The organism is Pseudomonas sp. RV120224-01b, assembly GCF_003208145.1.
Taxonomy (GTDB): domain Bacteria; phylum Pseudomonadota; class Gammaproteobacteria; order Pseudomonadales; family Pseudomonadaceae; genus Aquipseudomonas; species Aquipseudomonas monteilii.
The window spans coordinates 69,865-87,006 of the sequence record NZ_QKMQ01000013.1; the positions used below are offsets into that span (position 1 = coordinate 69,865).

Consider the following 17,142-nt stretch of genomic DNA (forward strand, 5'->3'; position numbering starts at 1 on the left):
CGCCACTCATGTGGTCGTTCAGCGCCTGGCGGCGCAAGCGCACCCTGGCGCGCTACCCCATCTCCCCCCAGCAATGGCAGGCCGTGCGCGAGCGCCTGCCGATGCTGGACGGCATCAGTGACGCCGAAGACCACTGGCTGCGCGAAGCCTGCATCCTGTTCCTGCTCGACAAGCACCTCACCTGCCTGCCCGGCGTCGAACTGGACGACGAGCAGCGCCTGCTGCTGGCCGCCCAGGCGCAACTGCCACTGCTGCACCTGGGCGAGCTGAACTGGTATCAGGGCTTCCACGAAATCATTCTGTACCCCGACGACTTCAAAAGCCCCCAGCGCCACCGCGATGCCAGTGGCGTGGAGCACGTCTGGGACGGCGAGCACAGCGGCGAAGCCTGGCAACAGGGGCCGATCATCCTGGCCTGGAACGGCGTGCTGGCCAGTGGCGGCTGGGAGGCCTACAACCTCGTCATCCATGAGCTGGCGCACAAGCTCGACATGCTCAATGGCGATGCCAACGGCCTGCCCCCGCTGCACAGTGGCATGCCGGTGGATGAGTGGGCAACGGCCATGCAACAGGCCTACGACGACCTCAACCGCCAGCTGGACGCCAACCCCGACGCCGAAACCGCCATCGACCCTTATGCCGCGGAAAACCCGGCGGAATTCTTTGCTGTCACCAGCGAATACTTCTTTAGTGCCCCCGACCTGCTGCAGCAGGCTTATCCATTGGTCTACCGCCAGTTGTCGCTGTTCTACCGGCAAGACCCGCTGGCGCGCCTGCGCCGGCTACAGGCCGAACACCCCGAATACCGTGAAAGCCACGCCTGACGGGGCCGCACATCAGGCCAGGCGTGGCATGCCCCGGCAGAATGTGCCTATAATCGCCGCCACTTTTTTGGTCAAACACGGGGGCACTGCCCAATGAGCTACAGCAAGATTCCGGCGGGCAAAGACCTGCCGAACGACATCTACGTCGCCATCGAGATCCCGGCCAACCACGCGCCGATCAAATACGAGATCGACAAGGACAGCGACACCCTGTTCGTCGACCGTTTCATGGCTACCCCAATGTTCTACCCAGCCAACTACGGCTTCATCCCAAACACCCTGGCTGATGACGGTGACCCGCTGGACGTGCTGGTTGTTACCCCTTACCCGGTAGCGCCAGGCTCGGTTATCCGCGCCCGTCCGGTTGGCGTGCTGAACATGACCGACGACGGCGGCGGCGACGCCAAGGTCATCGCTGTTCCTCACGACAAGCTGTCGCAGCTGTACGTTGACGTGAAGGAATACACCGACCTGCCAGCCCTGCTGATCCAGCAGATCGAGCACTTCTTTGCCAACTACAAAGATCTCGAGAAGGGCAAGTGGGTCAAGATCGAAGGTTGGGAAGGCGCCGACGCCGCCCGTGCCGCGATCACCAAATCGGTTGCTGCCTACAAGGGCTGATACCGGTTGCAGGAAGAACCCCGCCATGGCGGGGTTTTTTTATGCCTGAATGGGCGATGCTCAGGTTGCTGGTAATAAATCCTACGCAGTCCTACATCAACTCCCTACAAACCACCTCTTTTCGTACAACCCCTGTCAACACCCGGTTCATATCCTTGCTGACACCCCCGCCGCTACACTCGCCAGCATGAACACTTCCGGCGACCGCCTCAAAGCCCTGCTCCACGAATGTGGCCTGACCCCTTCCGATTTTGCCGCCCAACGCAGCGTCACACCGCAGCACGTCAACAACTGGTTCAAACGGGGTGTGCCTTTGGCCCGGCTGGACGAACTGGCCGACTTGTTCTGTGTGCACCGCCGTTGGCTACGCACCGGAGAAGGGCCCAAACATCCCAATCCGATCCTGCGCAGCGGCGCGCCCCGGCCAACGCCCGTCAACCCGCCCTCTCCGCTGTCGGTGGAACATGGCCGGGCAGTGAAGGTGCCTTACTACCAGTTGCAACAAGGCCTGCTGTCGCCGGTGGCCAGCAAACACCTGCGCTTGCCGGCAAAAGCCTTGAGGGGGCTGGGTGTGCATGCCGCCAATGCGATCTGCCTGGCGATGCCGGCCAGCAACATGCTGCCGCTGATTCCGCTGAATGCCAGCCTGGCCATCGACCTGGGCATGACCCGAGTGGTCGAGGGCGAAACCTATGCCCTGCTGCACAACGGCATGCTCAGGGTGAACAACCTCAGCCTTGGCCAGCACGGTACGCTGTACCTGCACAGCCATGACCGGCGCAACTACGCAGTCGAACGCTACACCCCCGCACAGTGCCAGGCGCAGGGCCTGGAAATTCTTGGCTGGGTGTTTCACTGGTCGCATTTCCGCCAACAGCGGCCTGGCTGAAACACCCTGTGCCATTTTTTGCTGGGCATCCTGCGCGTGCCCTTGTATGCTACGCGGCACATTCAGCCCCGACCTGCGCAAGCCGCGGTCCAGAGGGCTCTGGCGATATCCCACACGGGCATCTGCCATTTCTTTCAGGCCCTTGATGGCCACTCAGTTAAGGCGATTGCGGCTTACCATAAATTAGTCGGAAGCGTCCCCGAGAAGCCGGCCACAAGCCGGCTTTTTAATGCCTCGCGGAAAGCCTCCCAAGCCCTCTGCAGCCTGCCCCCCCTTCGAGAAGCTGACGGAAAAGTAATGTCGAACTCAGTTTTCTGACAGCGGCAACTCGCTAGTTTGGTCGTGGGCTGCGACATCCAGCAGCCGGGATAACCGCACTCCACACGACTGGACGCAACGGCATGCAAAGCAAAACCACAAGACGCACCTTCGTCAAAGGCCTGGCCGCTACCGGACTGCTCGGCGGGTTGGGCATGTGGCGCACGCCGGTGTGGGCCTTGACCAACCCCGGCCAGCCAACCGTGCTGACGGGCAGCGACTTCGACCTGTACATCGGTGAACTGCCGGTCAATATCACCGGCACAGCGCGCACAGCGATGGCAATCAACGGCTCTTTACCTGGCCCAACGCTTCGCTGGCGCGAAGGCGATACCGTTACGCTTCGCGTGCGCAACCGTTTGAAGCAGGACACCTCCATCCACTGGCACGGCATCATCCTGCCGGCCAACATGGATGGTGTGCCTGGCCTGAGCTTCCATGGCATCGCCCCGGATGGCCTGTATGAGTACAGGTTTACAGTTCATCAGAACGGCACCTACTGGTACCACAGCCACTCAGGCTTCCAGGAACAGGTTGGGGTGTACGGCGCGCTGGTCATCGATGCGAAAGAACCCGAGCCGTTCACCTATGACCGGGATTACGTGGTGATGCTCAGCGACTGGACGGATGAAGACCCTGCCCGGGTGCTGTCCAAGCTCAAGAAACAGTCTGACTACTACAACTTCCACAAACGGACGGTGGGTGATTTCGTCAACGACGTGGGCGAAATGGGCTGGTCCGCTGCGGTGACTGATCGCACGATGTGGGCCGAGATGAACATGAGCCCCACCGATCTCGCGGACGTGAGCGGATACACCTACACCTACCTCATGAACGGCCAGACGCCGGACGGCAACTGGACGGTGGTTTTCAAGCCTGGCGAAAAAATCCGCCTGCGCTTCATCAACGGCTCCGCCATGACGTATTTCGACGTGCGTATTCCCGGCCTGAAGATGACCGTGGTTGCGGCGGATGGGCAGCATGTGAAGCCGGTATCGGTCGACGAGTTCCGTATCGCGGTTGCTGAAACCTACGATGTGATTGTCGAGCCCGAAGATGAGCAGGCATACACCCTCTTTGCTCAATCCATGGACCGCACCGGCTATGCCAGGGGCACCTTGGCTATCCGCGAAGGCTTGCAGGCGGCTGTTCCAGCTGTTGATCCACGCCCGCTGATTTCCATGAGTGACATGGGTATGGATCACAGCGGCATGGCGGGGATGGACCATGGCAGCATGGCCGGCATGAGTGGGGCCATGCAGCGCCATCCTGACTCAGAGACCAACAACCCCTTGGTCGACATGCAGACGATGAGCCCGACGCCGAAACTGAGCGACCCGGGCATCGGGCTGCGTAACAACGGCCGCCGTGTGCTGACCTATGCGGACCTGCGCAGCACCTTCATTGATCCCGACGGCCGAGAACCTGGCCGCACCATCGAGTTGCACCTCACAGGCCACATGGAAAAGTTCGCCTGGTCGTTCGACGGGGTCAAGTTTTCCGATGCTGAGCCGCTGCGCCTCAAATACGGGGAGCGCCTTCGTATCACCTTGGTCAACGACACCATGATGACTCACCCCATCCACCTGCACGGCATGTGGAGCGACCTGGAGGATGAGAACGGCAACTTCATGGTGCGCAAGCACACCATCGACATGCCGCCTGGCTCGAAACGAAGTTACCGCGTGACTGCGGATGCTTTGGGGCGCTGGGCCTATCACTGCCACCTGCTGTTCCACATGGAAATGGGCATGTTCCGAGAAGTCCGCGTGGACGAATGAGCGGGAAGTCCGAGATGAAAAAACCTATGAAGCAAAGCGCAATTTTCCTCTCTGCTGCCACCGCAGGCCTGCTTGCTGTCTACGCCCCGTCGTCGTGGTCCAGCGACAACCATGGCGCGATGAAGGGCATGGATCATGGGGAAATGGATCACTCGAAGATGAACCATGGTGCTGCCAGCCCTGCGACGACCAGCCGAACGCCGATTCCCGAATTGACGGATGCAGACCGGCAGGCGGCATTCCCCCCGCTGGGTGGGCATCAGGTGCACGACAGCGCACTCAATAGCTTCTTCTTGCTGGACCAGCTTGAGTATCAGGATGCAGACGAAGGCAGCACCCTGGCCTGGGATGCTACCGGGTGGGTCGGCGGCGATATCAACCGGCTGTGGATTCGCTCCGAAGGCGAACGCACCAACGGCGTCACCGAAGATGCCGAGTTGCAGTTGCTGTATGGCCGCGCTATCAGCCCCTGGTGGGATGTGGTTGCCGGGGTGCGCCAGGATTTCAAACCGCAATCCCCGCAGACCTGGGCGGCGTTCGGCATCCAGGGCATGGCGCTTTACGGCTTTGAGGCCGAAGCCACCGCGTTCATGGGGGAGAACGGTCAAACGGCCGCGCGCCTGGAAGGCGACTACGACATTCTGCTGACCAATCGCCTGATCCTTCAGCCCACCGCCGAAGCCAATTTCTATGGCAAGAACGACCCTGAGCGAGGCGTGGGTTCTGGCCTGGCGAATACCGAGGTCGGGCTGCGGCTACGGTATGAAATCGTTCGTCAATTTGCACCTTACATAGGCATCACCTGGAGCCGCTCCTACGGCAAAACGGCTGATTTCGTCCGCGACGAGGGTGGTGATGTGGATGAAGCGCGCTTCGTTGCCGGCATCCGCATGTGGTTTTGAGAGCCCACAGGGACCGCACAATGCTGAAGACCTGCGCAGTACTGGTGGGAGCTGGCTTGCCGGCGATGGGCCGCAAAGCGGCCCGCTCCTTACTGCCTCATCCCCAATTCAGCATCATCCATCAACGCCTTTGCCATCGCGCTCAGGTAGTGAGAGGCCCAGATCATCATCGGTTTTTCATCCATCAGGCCGGTGATGGTCAGTTCGCGTACATAGCCCATCAGCTCTGAGGACTGCTCGCGGGCGTCTCGGCACGGGATGCCGGGCTCGATGCGGAACAGTGGGTGGGTGCCGTTTTCACCTTGGTAGAAGGTGGTTTTGCCGACGGTGAATTGGGTGTCTTCTGTTGTCATTGTTCATTCCCCTGAAAGTTATCTAGTGCCTGGGCGGGCCTCTTCGCGGGCTCGACCGCGAAAGGGCCGGTACAGCCAACTCATCAGCAAAGCCTTGTCGCAAAGTCCGAGGTCTGGATGTGGCTGTATTCGAGGGAATGAACGGCGCGGGGTGGATCGGGGACGGTCTTGAGCATGGTGTAATCTCGTCTGATTCCGAAGAAACCACCACGACATCACTTGCATTTGATGGGTGGCGGCTGCGTACAGGTCTGCAAGACCGGACAGACGAGAACCGGCAGATCCGAAGATCTCCCGCACGCAGCCACCATTGCTCCGAGTTGCCGGTATGAAGCATCTCGGATAGCAGTGCTGATCGTCTGGCGGGCTTGCAGGCCCGGTCGCTGATTTGGCAACGACAGGGCCAGACTAGGCCGCCGAGAACACCACCGCAATGGCGCAAAGGCGGTAGGAAGCTATTTCAGAAACGGCCTACACGCAACGGGAAAAAACTGATTATTAGAAGTCATACCGCGCCCCAACCATCATGCTGCGCGACGGCCCATAGAAGTTGAACGTGGAGGTCGACCCCACCCGCGACAGGTAATCCCGGTCGAACAGGTTGTTGACGTTGAAGGTGGCGGTCAGCTTCGAGGTCACCGGGTAAGACAACATCGCATCCACCGTGGCATAGCCCGGTGCATCGATACGCACGCCACCATTCTCAGCGTAGAAGTTGCTCATCGCCGTAACACCGCCACCAATGGCCAGGCCGTTCAGCGGGCCTTGGCTGATGGTGTATTTGCTCCACAGCGAAGCCTGGTTGCGCGGCATGATGAAGAACGTGGTTTCGGCATCGCCCTTGAGGGTTTCGGTTTCCATCCAGGTGTAGCCGGCCAGCAGTTCCCAGTTCGGCGTCAGCTTGCCGCTCACTTCCACTTCGGCACCTTTGACGCGGGTTTTTCCGGAGGCCACGGAGAAGTTGGTGTCTACGCCATCCTCGTCGTATTCGGTGGTGGCGCGGTTCTTGTCGGTCAGGCGGAACACCGAGAAGCGGGTATTCAGGTCGCCGCCGAAGTAGCTGCTCTTGAGGCCGAACTCATATTGCTCGCCTTCACGCGGCTTCAGCACCCGGCCGTTGCTGTCGGTGTCGGACTGCGGTTTGAACACCTGCGAGTAGCTGGCGTATAGCGCGTGGTTCTCGGTCAGGTCATAGACAACGCCGGCATAGGGCGTGAAGTGGCCATCTACGCGTTTGCTGTCGTTGGTAGTGGCACCGCTGCTCAGGGTGGTGGTGTAGAAATCACCGCGATACCAGCTGAAACGGCCACCGGCGATCAGGGCCAGGCGATCAATCGGGCGGAAGGTGACTTTGGAATACAGGCCGTATTCCTCTTCCTGCATGCCGGTCTCGGTGCTGTAGTTGGGCGACGGCTTGGCGAACTGCTTCGGCGAGTAGGTGTTGACGTTGATGGCGCCCAGGTTGGTGGTGCCGTTGAGGTACTCGGTGTCGTAGTTCTTGTAGTCGGTACCGACCACAAATTCGCTGACCTGGCCGAGGGTTTCGAACGGCTGGCTGTAGCTGGCGTCCAGCGAGTAGGTGTCCTGGGTGAAGTCACGGGCGCTGGCGCGCTCGGAGTTGGCACCGGTGGTGGCGTTGGTCGCCGTGAAGGCGTACAGGTAGTTGGTGTCGCGGTGCGAGCCACGGGCGGCGACACGGCCATAGCCGCCGTTGTCGAAGCGGTGGGTCAGCTCGGCGACCAGGTCGGTGGTCTTGCCGTCGAAGTAGTTCCAGTCGGCACCCAGGAAACGGGAGTGGCTGAAGTCCGGCACGTCGCCAGACAAGGTTGCCGGGTAGCCGTTGTGCGGGGTGATGTTCTTCACTTCATGCATCAGGCCGAACGACAGCGTGGTGGCGTCGTCCAGGTCGACATCCAGCGCGCCGTAGTAGCTGTTGCTGGTGTTGGCGTTGTAATCGACTTCGCCATTGGTGTCGTCACGGGATGCGATGAAACGCCCACGCACGCGGCCGGCGTCATCCAGCGGCCCGCTCAGGTCGATTTCTTCGTGGTTGGTGTCCCAGGTGCCGTAACTGCCTTCGATGTGGCCCTGGAATTCTGCGGTCGGGCGCTTGCGCACCATGTTGACGATGCCGCCCAGCTCGCTGGTGCTGCTGAACAGCCCGGCCGGGCCACGCATGATTTCGACACGGTCGAACGCCGCCAGCGATGGCACAGTGCCGAAGATGCTGGCCATGGGGGCCGGCAGGCCATCGATGTTGAACTCGCTGTATTCGTAACCACGGGCGTAAATCGAAGACCGGCCGCTGTCGTTGGTCAGGGTGCGCAGGCCGGCGGTGTACTTGGCCAGGTCATCCAGGTGTACGAACTGGCGGTCTTTGACGTAGTCCTGGGTGTAGACGGTGATCGATTGCGGGATGTCCTTGAGCGCCGCAGGTGTCTTGGTACCCACGGTCGCGGCATCGACGCTGTAGCCACCGGTGGCCTCCGAGGGCAGCATGTCGTACAGGCGGTTGCCTTCGATGGTCAGTGCCGGCAGGTCAAGCGAGTTGTCTTCGGCTGCCGCCTGGGTCGCGACCGTTTCAGCCAGCGCCGACAACGAAAACGGCGCCAGCAAGCCCAGCACCAACAAACCCCGTACCCGCCGCGGGTTCCCCACACGTTTGAAACCGTTCATGACACACCTTCCGCCCAAATGGTATTAATTCGCAAACGAAACAAGTTGCTTTTTGCGAACGATACCGGAGCGAAAACGGGGGTGCAGCAGGATTAACCTTCTTAACACAACCGGGCGTTGCCCTCCCCCTGCCAGCAATGGGATGATTCGTAACTGATAGAAGTTCTCATTCAAGGCTCACCGTGCCCACCTCACTTCTCCTCGTCGAAGACGATCCACGCCTGCGCCAGGACCTGGAACGCCATTTCCTCAACCGTGGTTTCCAGGTGCATGCCTGCGCCAGCGGCAATCAGGCCCTGAATGCCATACAGCAATCGCAATTCGAGCTGGTTTTGCTGGACATCATGCTGCCGGGCATCGACGGCCTCAGCCTGCTCGATACATTGCGCCGCCAGCAGGCGGTGCCGGTCATGCTGATGTCGGCGCTGGGGGCGGAACAGGACCGCATCAGTGGCTTCACCCGAGGTGCGGACGACTACCTGCCCAAGCCCTTCAGCCTGGCGGAGCTGGACGCACGGGTCGATGCCCTGTTGCGGCGCGTGGCGTTCGATCGCGGCACGGCGCTGCGGGCCGACGTGGGCGAGGTGATGCTGGACCACGACCGCCAGGACGTTATCCACAACGGTAACGCCGCAGGCCTCACGGCTTCCGAATTCCGCTTGCTGGTGACGCTGCGTGCCCACCCCGGCGAAGCCCTGAGCAAGCCGTTCCTGTACCAGACCGTGCTGCACCGGGCCTATACCCGCCTGGACCGGGGCCTGGATGTGCATGTGTGTAACCTGCGCCGCAAACTGGCCGACATCAACGCCCAGCACCTGCAGATCCAGGCTGTGCGCGGCCAGGGTTACCTCCTGGTCGATACGGAACAGCCCTGATGCGCCGCCACCCGTTGCTGTGGAAACTGGCTGTGCTGCAAGTCAGCTTCTGCCTGTTGCTGGTCTGGCTGATCTGGACCTGGGGCCTGTCGGTGGAGCGCAGCACCTATTTCCTGTCCCCGGCCGACCAGGACTACCTGGCGCGCTATGCACAACAAGCCGAAGACGCCTGGGACCAAGGCGGTGCGGTGGGCGTCGAGACCTGGCGCAGGCAACTGGAACGCGCCGAGGACACCTGGGTGGCGGTGATTGGGCCGCACCTGCAAAGCCTCGGTACCACCCCGCTAAGTGCCGAGCAGGCCAGCCACCTGACCTTCATGCGCAAACTCGATTGGCCGATGAGCCGTCGCCTGCAAGATGAACTGCCCTACGTCAGCATCGAATTCCCGCGACACCCCGAGCACGGCCGCTTGGTGCTGCAACTGCCTGAGCGACTGCTACCCACTGGCCTTACGCCGTGGACCCACGTGGTCACCCACGGCGTGGCCCCCGCACTGCTCGCCCTGCTGCTGGGCCTGGCGCTGTACCGGCATTTGGTAGTGCCGCTGAACCGCCTGCGCGACCGCGCCGACGCCCTGCGTGCCGATGACCTGGACAGCCCCGCCCTGCCCCTGCAAGAGCGCCGCGATGAGCTGGGGGAACTGGCACAGGCCTTCGAGCACATGGCCGGGCGCTTGCGCCAGAGCCTGGAGCAACAGCGCCTGCTGTTGCGCACGTTGTCGCACGAACTGCGCACGCCGCTGGCGCGGCTACGCATCGTCCATGACAGCGACTTGCCGCCACCTCAGCTGCGCGAGCGTCTGGACCGCGAAGTCGCCGACATGCAGAAGCTGCTGGAAGACACCCTGGACCTGGCCTGGATGGACACTGAACAACCCAGCTTGCCGACCGAACCGGTATTGATGGTTTCGGTGTGGGAAGCCCTGTGCCAGGACGTCTGCTTCGAAAGCGGCTGGGCCCCTGCGCGCCTGCCATGCTCGCTTGGTATCGACTGCCAGGTACAAGCCCACCTTGACAGCCTTGCACAAGCCCTGGAAAACCTGCTGCGCAATGCCATTCGCCATTCGCCACCCGAAGGCCGGGTCAGCCTGGATGGCTGGCGCGAAGGCGACGTTTGGCACCTGCGCCTGAGCGATCAGGGCCCCGGCGTACCGCACGCGGACCTCGAACGCATCTTCAAACCTTACCAGCGCCTTGCCGACAGCGGCGCTGGCTTCGGCCTGGGCCTGGCCATTGCCCGACGCGCGATTGAGCTGCAAGGCGGCCGGTTGTGGGCCAGCAATGGCCACCCGGGCCTGTGCCTGCATTTGACCTTGCCGGCCGCCAGCGACTGTTTAGAAAGTTAATGCGCTTTACGCTCAATCAGGACTGATTATCATCTGGGCGCTCCAGCCTCGCGTTCCTCGCCGGGCCCTGACGAGACGCCCGATGAGCAAGATGACCCTGACACTGGCTTTGGCACTGGCCCTTGCGGCGCCTGTTGCCCTGGCGCAGCCCGAGCGTAACCAGAAGATGGACACCTCGCTGCTGCAGCGCCAGGACCTGGCCTATCGCTTCACCCAGCTCGACCTGGACTCGGCCGATGGCCAACGCCATTACCGCTTGTGGATCGGCAAACCCAACCGCCCGGCGCCCGCCTCGGGGTACCCGGTGCTGTGGATGCTCGATGGCAATGCCGCGATCGGGGCACTGCAAAGCCAGCAACTGGACAAGCTCGCCGCCGGCCAGGCGCCTTTGCTGGTGGCCGTGGGTTACCAGACCGAACAACGTATCGAGCGGACCGGGCGTACGTATGACTACACCCCGGCGCTGCCTGGCCAGGCTGAACAGCGTGACCCGCTGACCGGCGAGCCCAGTGGCGGCGTGGATGCGTTTCTTGATCTGCTGACCGAACGCATGCGGCCGATGGTGGCCGGGCTGGCCCCCATCGACACGCAACAGCAGACGTTGTGGGGCCACTCCTATGGCGGCCTGGCCGTGCTGCATACGCTGTTCACCCGGCCCGGGGCGTTCAGTGACTATGCAGCGGCCAGCCCATCGCTGTGGTGGCATGACGGGGCGATCTTGCGCGAGGCGCAGGGGCTTGGGCAGCGCCTGGGTAGCGGCCGAGCGCGATTGTTGCTGATGCGCGGCAGTGAGGAGCCAGCAAACCCGCGCATGCCGGTGCAAGGTGATGTTGAACAGCCCGCACGAGCGCTGGTGGCCCAGCTGGCCAAGGTGCCGGGGTTGCAGGTACGGTTCGAGCGGTTTGAAGGGCTGGGGCACGGGCCGATGTTACCGGCCTCGCTGAAGCAGGTTCTTGAGGAAATGTCGCAATAAACCTGTCAGCCCTTCACACACACCACCTGCCGCAAGGTGTGCACTATTTCCACCAACTCCCGCTGCGCGCGCATCACCGCGTCGATGTCCTTGTAGGCCATCGGGATCTCGTCGATCACCTCCTTGTCCTTGCGACACTCCACATGCGCCGTGGCCCGCCGCTGGTCCTCGACGGTAAAGCGGCTCTTGGCCTTGGTCCGGCTCATCACCCGGCCGGCGCCATGGCTGCAGGAGCAGAACGACTCTTCATTGCCCAGCCCGCGCACGATAAAGCTCTTGGCGCCCATGGAGCCCGGGATGATACCCAGCTGCCCCTTTTGAGCCGACACCGCGCCTTTTCGCGTGACCAGCACTTCGTGGCCAAAGTGCTGCTCGCGCTGCACATAGTTATGGTGGCAGTTCACCGCTTCCAGGCTGGCCTCGAACGGTTTGACAAGCACCTTGCGGGCAGCGTGGACCACCGTCAGCATCATCAGCTCACGGTTCTGCCGGGCATAGTCCTGCGCCCACTCAACGGCTTCGACGTAGTCGCCAAAATGGCGGCTGCCTTCCTCGAAGTACGCCAGGTCCTTGTCCGGCAGGTTGGCCAGGTGCTGGCGCATGTCAGCCTGAGCCAGTTCGATGAACAGGTTGCCAATGGCATTGCCCACGCCCCGCGAACCGCTGTGCAGCATGAACCAGACGCGGTCGGTTTCATCCAGGCATACCTCGATGAAATGGTTGCCACCACCCAGCGTACCCAGGTGGTGGCGGTTGTTGGTTTTCTCCAGCCGTGGGTACTTGTCGGTTATGGCCTTGAAGCGCCCGGCCAGCAAAGCCCAAGCCTTGTCGGCCTTGGCTGGAACATCGGCCCAGGCGCCCTGGTCACGTTTGCCGAACGTCTTGCCATGCGGCACGGCCTGCTCGATGGCGCTGCGCAGACCGTGCAGGTTGTCGGGCAGGTCGCGGGCGTGCAGCGAGGTACGCGCGGCGATCATGCCGCAGCCAATGTCCACGCCGACTGCGGCGGGGATAATCGCGCCGAGCGTGGGGATCACACTCCCAATGGTCGAACCTTTTCCCAAGTGTACATCCGGCATCACCGCCAGGTGCTTGAAGATGAAAGGCATGCGGGCCGTGTTGAGCAGTTGCCGGCGGGCTTCGTCCTCGACCGGTACGCCGTCGGTCCACAACTTGACCGGCTTGCCGCCGGCGATCTGGAGAGTGTCCATCGCTTGTTCCTCTTATGCATGGCTGCATGATACCGCCAAAGGTCGTAGAGCCACGGGTTGCCAGTGGGGTGGCCATGTGCGTTATGCTTGGCCGGTCTTCAGGGCGGGGTGAAAGTCCCCACCGGCGGTAAATCGAAAGATGAGCCCGCGAGCGCCCCGGCCATGCCGGGGGTCAGCAGATCTGGTGCGACTCCAGAGCCGACGGTCATAGTCCGGATGAAAGAAGGCGTCAGGCAGGGGCCTATCCGGGCGCCCCTGCGCGCGCATTTTGTTCGCCCCGAGACGTTCATCGATCATTCACGAGGAGCGTTTCATGTCCACCCTTCACTACCCGCAATTCCCCAATGTTTCTGCCGCCATCGCCGCCTTCCAGGCCGGGCGCCCTGTATTGCTGCTTGATGATGACGACCGCGAAGACGAAGCGGATATCATTGCGGCTGCCGAAAACATCACGCTGCAAACCATGGCCATGATGATCCGCGACTGCAGCGGCATCGTCTGCCTGTGCCTGGACGAAGCCACCGTTGACGAACTGCAACTGGCGCCGATGGTGCAGAACAACCAGGCCCGCCACGGCACCGGTTTCACCGTCACCATCGAAGCGGCAGAAGGCATCACCACCGGGGTTTCTGCCCAGGACCGCATCACCACCATTGGCGCGGCGTTGCGTTCCAGCGCCGAACAACGCCATATCGTCAGCCCAGGGCATGTGTTCCCGCTGCGCGCCCGCAATGGCGGGGTGCTGACCCGCCGTGGGCACACCGAAGGCTCGGTGGACCTGGCACGCCTGGCCGGCCTGCGCCCGGCAGCCGTGCTGTGCGAGCTGATGAACCCCGACGGCAGCATGGCCCGTGGCGAGCAGGTGGCGGTGTACGCGCGGCAGTACAACTTGCCGGTGCTGACCATCGAGGAGCTGGCGCGGTATCGTGAGGCGATGGTGGAGCGGGAAGCCGAGCCTGCCTGATAGATCACCTTGGGGCCATTCGCGGGTTTACCCGCGAAAGGGCCTTTGAAACCCGCCTCATTACCCCTGAAGTTTGCTCCCCCCGCCCCGCTCTGCTAGTGTCGCGCCGTTCTGATATGCCACCGAGACAGTCGCCATGGCCCGCAAAAAAGCCTCCCTCGATTTCGAGCAATCCCTCGCAGACCTGCAAGCACTGGTCGAGCGCCTGGAGAACGGCGAGTTGTCGCTGGAAGAGTCGCTGGCCGCCTTCGAGCAAGGCATCGCTCTGACCCGTGATTGCCAGGGTGCCCTGGCCCAGGCCGAACAGAAGGTGCAAATTCTGCTGGAGCGCGATGGCGAGCTGGCTGCCCAGCCCTTCGACGCGGAGCCAGAAGCATGATCGGCACCTACCAGGCCAGTTGCCAGGCGCGCGTCGACGCAGCCCTCGAACCCCTGTTCGTCGCCCCGACCAAAGAGCTGGAACGCCTTTACGCCGCCATGCGCTACAGCGTGATGAACGGCGGCAAGCGTGTACGCCCATTGCTGGCCTATGCAGCCTGCGAAGCCCTGGGTGCCCCGGCCGAACAAGCCAACGGCGCAGCCTGCGCGGTCGAACTGATTCACGCTTATTCGCTGGTGCATGACGACCTGCCGGCCATGGACGACGACGACCTGCGTCGCGGCCAGCCGACCACTCACAAAGCCTTCGATGAAGCCTGCGCCATTCTGGCTGGCGACGGCTTGCAGAGCCTGGCGTTCAGCGCCCTGCTCGACCCGCGCCTGAGCCCGCAGAGCGACAGCATTCGACTGACCATGGTCCAGACCTTGGCCAAAGCTGCCGGCCCGGCTGGTATGGTCGGTGGCCAAGCCATCGACCTCGGTTCGGTTGGCCTGAAGCTGGACCAGCAGGCGCTGGAGTTCATGCACCGGCACAAGACCGGCGCGCTGATTGAAGCCAGCGTACGTCTCGGAGCCCTGGCCAGCGCCCGTGCCGAACAGGCGCAGCTGGATGCCCTGCAAACTTATGCACAGGCCATCGGCCTGGCATTCCAGGTGCAGGACGACATCCTCGACGTGGAAAGCGACACCGCCACCCTGGGCAAACGCCAGGGTGCTGACATAGCTCGTGACAAACCAACCTACCCGGCACTGCTGGGGCTGGAAGCGGCCAAGGCCTATGCGATCGAACTGCGCGACCAGGCGCTGGTCGCACTGGATGGGTTCGGCGAAAAGGCCGAGCCACTGCGGGCGTTGGCGCGCTACATCGTCGAACGCCGCAACTGATTCTCAGGGCCGCTGTGCGGCCCATGCGACACCCGTCTGAATGGGCAGCTTTTCCTACAATGGGGTAAACTGCCGCGTCTTCACACACCTATAACGACTCGCCTGATGCCCACGACGTTTCAAGAGATCCCCCGCGAACGCCCGGTCACGCCGTTGCTCGACCGCGCTGACACGCCTGCCGGCCTGCGCCGGCTGGCCGAAGCCGACCTGGAGACCCTGGCCGACGAACTGCGCCAGGAACTGCTCTACACCGTGGGTCAGACCGGTGGGCATTTTGGTGCCGGTCTGGGCGTGATCGAGCTGACCATCGCCCTGCACTACGTATTCGACACCCCGGACGACCGACTGGTGTGGGACGTCGGCCACCAGGCCTACCCGCACAAGATCCTCACCGGGCGCCGTAACCGCATGCTCAGCCTGCGCCAGAAGGACGGTATCGCCGCCTTCCCACGCCGCAGCGAAAGCGAGTACGACACCTTTGGCGTTGGCCACTCCAGCACCTCGATCAGCGCCGCACTGGGCATGGCCATTGCCGCCCGCCTGCAAAACAGCGCACGCAAGTCGATTGCGGTGATCGGTGATGGTGCGCTGACCGCCGGTATGGCCTTCGAGGCGTTGAACCACGCCCAGGAAGTCAACGCCGACATGCTGGTGATCCTCAACGACAACGACATGTCGATTTCGCGCAATGTCGGTGGCCTGTCCAACTACCTGGCCAAGATTCTCTCCAGCCGCACCTACTCAAGCATGCGCGAAGGCAGCAAGAAAGTGCTGTCGCGCCTGCCCGGCGCCTGGGAAATTGCCCGTCGCACCGAGGAATATGCCAAGGGCATGCTGGCCCCCGGCACCCTGTTCGAAGAGCTGGGCTGGAACTACATCGGCCCGATCGACGGCCACGACCTGCCGACCATGATCGCCACCCTGCGCAACATGCGAGACCTGAAAGGCCCGCAGTTCCTGCATGTGGTGACCAAGAAGGGCAAGGGCTTCGCCCCGGCCGAGGTTGACCCGATCGGCTACCACGCCATCACCAAGCTGGAGCCGGCCGACAAGCCTGCCGCGCCGAAAAAAGCCAGCGGGCCGAAATATTCCGCCGTGTTCGGCCAGTGGCTGTGCGACATGGCCGCCGCCGACAACCGCCTGGTGGGCATTACCCCGGCGATGAAGGAAGGCTCGGATCTTGTAGCCTTCAGCGAGCGCTACCCGGAACGTTACTTCGACGTAGCGATTGCCGAGCAGCACGCCGTCACCCTGGCAGCCGGTATGGCCTGCGAGGGCAGCAAACCGGTGGTGGCGATTTACTCCACCTTCCTGCAGCGTGCCTACGACCAGCTGATCCACGACGTGGCGGTGCAGAACCTCGACGTACTGTTCGCCATCGACCGCGCCGGCCTGGTCGGCGAAGACGGCCCGACCCACGCGGGCAGCTACGACTTGTCGTACCTGCGCTGCATCCCGGGCATGCTGGTGATGACCCCGAGCGACGAGAACGAGCTGCGCAAGATGCTCAGCACCGGCCACCTGTACAACGGCCCGGCGGCTGTTCGCTACCCGCGTGGCACCGGCCCGAATGCGCCGATCAGCGGCGACCTCGAACCGCTGGAAATCGGCAAGGGCGTGATTCGCCGTCAGGGTGAGAACGTCGCCCTGCTGGTGTTTGGTGTTCAACTGGCCGAGGCCATGCAAGTGGCCGAGCAGATCAACGCGACTGTGGTCGACATGCGTTTCGTCAAACCGCTGGACGAGGCCTTGGTGCTGGAGCTGGCTGGCAGCCATGAATTGCTGGTGACCATCGAAGAAAACGCCATCATGGGTGGCGCGGGTGCTGCGGTGGGTGAGTTCCTTGCCAACGAAGGCGTGGTCAAACCGTTGCTGCACCTGGGGCTGCCGGACATCTATGTCGAGCATGCCAAGCCTGCGCAGATGCTGGCTGAGTGTGGCTTGGATGCGGCCGGGATCGAGGCCTCGGTGAAGGCCCGCATGGCCAAGCTCGGCCTGTAATCTCTGGGGCCGCTTTGCGGCCCATCGCCGGCAAGCCAGCTCCCACAGGATCTCCTTTGGCCTGAAGCCTGTAGAATTCCTGTCCAACAGGATATCTACTGGCCTGAGACCTGTAGAGCTCCTGCGGGAGCTGGCTTGCCGGCGA

The 17,142-nt window shown here is 62.7% G+C and carries 15 protein-coding genes and 1 riboswitch; of the genes, 12 read left to right on the forward strand and 3 right to left on the reverse strand.

The genetic code is table 11. The features are described from left to right. Nucleotides 1–8 precede the first annotated feature (8 nt). The 5 genes from N436_RS19415 (at nucleotide 9) to N436_RS19435 (ending at nucleotide 5,335) form a co-directional block, all read left to right on the forward strand. Nucleotides 9–824: a zinc-dependent peptidase gene (locus N436_RS19415; RefSeq protein WP_060499529.1), complete on the forward strand. Its 816-nt coding sequence runs from the start codon at nucleotides 9–11 to the stop codon at nucleotides 822–824. Nucleotides 825–917: 93 nt separating this feature from the next. Beyond that, nucleotides 918–1,445 carry an inorganic diphosphatase gene (gene ppa, locus N436_RS19420; protein ID WP_003255365.1) on the forward strand — a complete coding sequence of 176 codons (528 nt, stop codon included), beginning with the start codon at nucleotides 918–920 and terminating at the stop codon, nucleotides 1,443–1,445. 187 nt (nucleotides 1,446–1,632) lie between these two features. Continuing rightward, complete coding sequence (locus tag N436_RS19425; protein WP_060499530.1) at nucleotides 1,633–2,334, forward strand: XRE family transcriptional regulator; 702 nt, start codon at nucleotides 1,633–1,635, stop codon at nucleotides 2,332–2,334. A gap of 401 nt (nucleotides 2,335–2,735) precedes the next feature. Then, nucleotides 2,736–4,433, forward strand: coding sequence for a copper resistance system multicopper oxidase (locus tag N436_RS19430; protein ID WP_110741759.1), 1,698 nt, complete (start codon nucleotides 2,736–2,738; stop codon nucleotides 4,431–4,433). A 26-nt stretch (nucleotides 4,434–4,459) separates the two neighbouring features. Beyond that, nucleotides 4,460–5,335, forward strand: a complete 876-nt coding sequence (locus tag N436_RS19435; RefSeq protein WP_110741760.1) for a copper resistance protein B — start codon at nucleotides 4,460–4,462, stop codon at nucleotides 5,333–5,335. A gap of 89 nt (nucleotides 5,336–5,424) precedes the next feature. Here N436_RS19435 and N436_RS19440 read toward each other — a convergent pair whose 3' ends face one another. Further along, the gene (locus tag N436_RS19440) at nucleotides 5,425–5,688 is read right to left on the reverse strand and encodes a DUF3077 domain-containing protein (RefSeq protein ID WP_105948264.1); all 264 of its coding nucleotides are present in this window, start codon (nucleotides 5,686–5,688) and stop codon (nucleotides 5,425–5,427) included. A gap of 498 nt (nucleotides 5,689–6,186) precedes the next feature. Beyond that, nucleotides 6,187–8,364: a TonB-dependent siderophore receptor gene (locus N436_RS19445; protein WP_110741761.1), complete on the reverse strand. Its 2,178-nt coding sequence runs from the start codon at nucleotides 8,362–8,364 to the stop codon at nucleotides 6,187–6,189. A gap of 182 nt (nucleotides 8,365–8,546) precedes the next feature. On the opposite strand from N436_RS19445, the gene N436_RS19450 reads away from it, so the two are divergent. The 3 genes from N436_RS19450 to N436_RS19460 all read left to right on the forward strand — a co-directional run bounded on the left by N436_RS19450 (nucleotide 8,547) and on the right by N436_RS19460 (nucleotide 11,558). Then, on the forward strand, nucleotides 8,547–9,239 hold the full coding sequence (locus N436_RS19450; protein WP_110741762.1) for a response regulator transcription factor: 693 nt from the start codon (nucleotides 8,547–8,549) through the stop codon (nucleotides 9,237–9,239). After that, nucleotides 9,239–10,585, forward strand: a complete 1,347-nt coding sequence (locus N436_RS19455; RefSeq protein WP_110741763.1) for a sensor histidine kinase — start codon at nucleotides 9,239–9,241, stop codon at nucleotides 10,583–10,585. The genes N436_RS19450 and N436_RS19455 overlap by 1 nt, the downstream gene beginning before the upstream one ends. Before the next feature lie 82 nt (nucleotides 10,586–10,667). Continuing rightward, entirely contained in the window at nucleotides 10,668–11,558 is an 891-nt protein-coding gene (locus tag N436_RS19460; protein ID WP_110741764.1) for an alpha/beta hydrolase, read from the forward strand. Nucleotides 11,559–11,563: 5 nt separating this feature from the next. On the opposite strand, the gene N436_RS19465 is transcribed toward N436_RS19460, so the two are convergent. Then, entirely contained in the window at nucleotides 11,564–12,769 is a 1,206-nt protein-coding gene (locus tag N436_RS19465) for an RtcB family protein (protein WP_110741765.1), read from the reverse strand. Nucleotides 12,770–12,859: 90 nt separating this feature from the next. Further along, nucleotides 12,860–13,001, forward strand: a riboswitch (FMN riboswitch). A gap of 81 nt (nucleotides 13,002–13,082) precedes the next feature. On the opposite strand from N436_RS19465, the gene ribB reads away from it, so the two are divergent. The 4 genes from ribB (at nucleotide 13,083) to dxs (ending at nucleotide 16,997) form a co-directional block, all read left to right on the forward strand. Beyond that, a complete protein-coding gene (gene ribB / locus N436_RS19470) occupies nucleotides 13,083–13,733 on the forward strand; it encodes a 3,4-dihydroxy-2-butanone-4-phosphate synthase (protein ID WP_105948258.1) in 651 nt (216 codons plus the stop codon). Nucleotides 13,734–13,869: 136 nt separating this feature from the next. Beyond that, nucleotides 13,870–14,112: an exodeoxyribonuclease VII small subunit gene (locus tag N436_RS19475; protein WP_003255380.1), complete on the forward strand. Its 243-nt coding sequence runs from the start codon at nucleotides 13,870–13,872 to the stop codon at nucleotides 14,110–14,112. Further along, the gene (gene ispA, locus N436_RS19480; protein WP_110741766.1) at nucleotides 14,109–14,996 is read left to right on the forward strand and encodes a (2E,6E)-farnesyl diphosphate synthase; all 888 of its coding nucleotides are present in this window, start codon (nucleotides 14,109–14,111) and stop codon (nucleotides 14,994–14,996) included. Before N436_RS19475 ends, ispA begins: the two co-directional genes overlap by 4 nt. Before the next feature lie 105 nt (nucleotides 14,997–15,101). After that, nucleotides 15,102–16,997 carry a 1-deoxy-D-xylulose-5-phosphate synthase gene (gene dxs / locus N436_RS19485; RefSeq protein WP_110741767.1) on the forward strand — a complete coding sequence of 632 codons (1,896 nt, stop codon included), beginning with the start codon at nucleotides 15,102–15,104 and terminating at the stop codon, nucleotides 16,995–16,997. The last annotated feature ends 145 nt before the right edge of the window (nucleotides 16,998–17,142 follow it).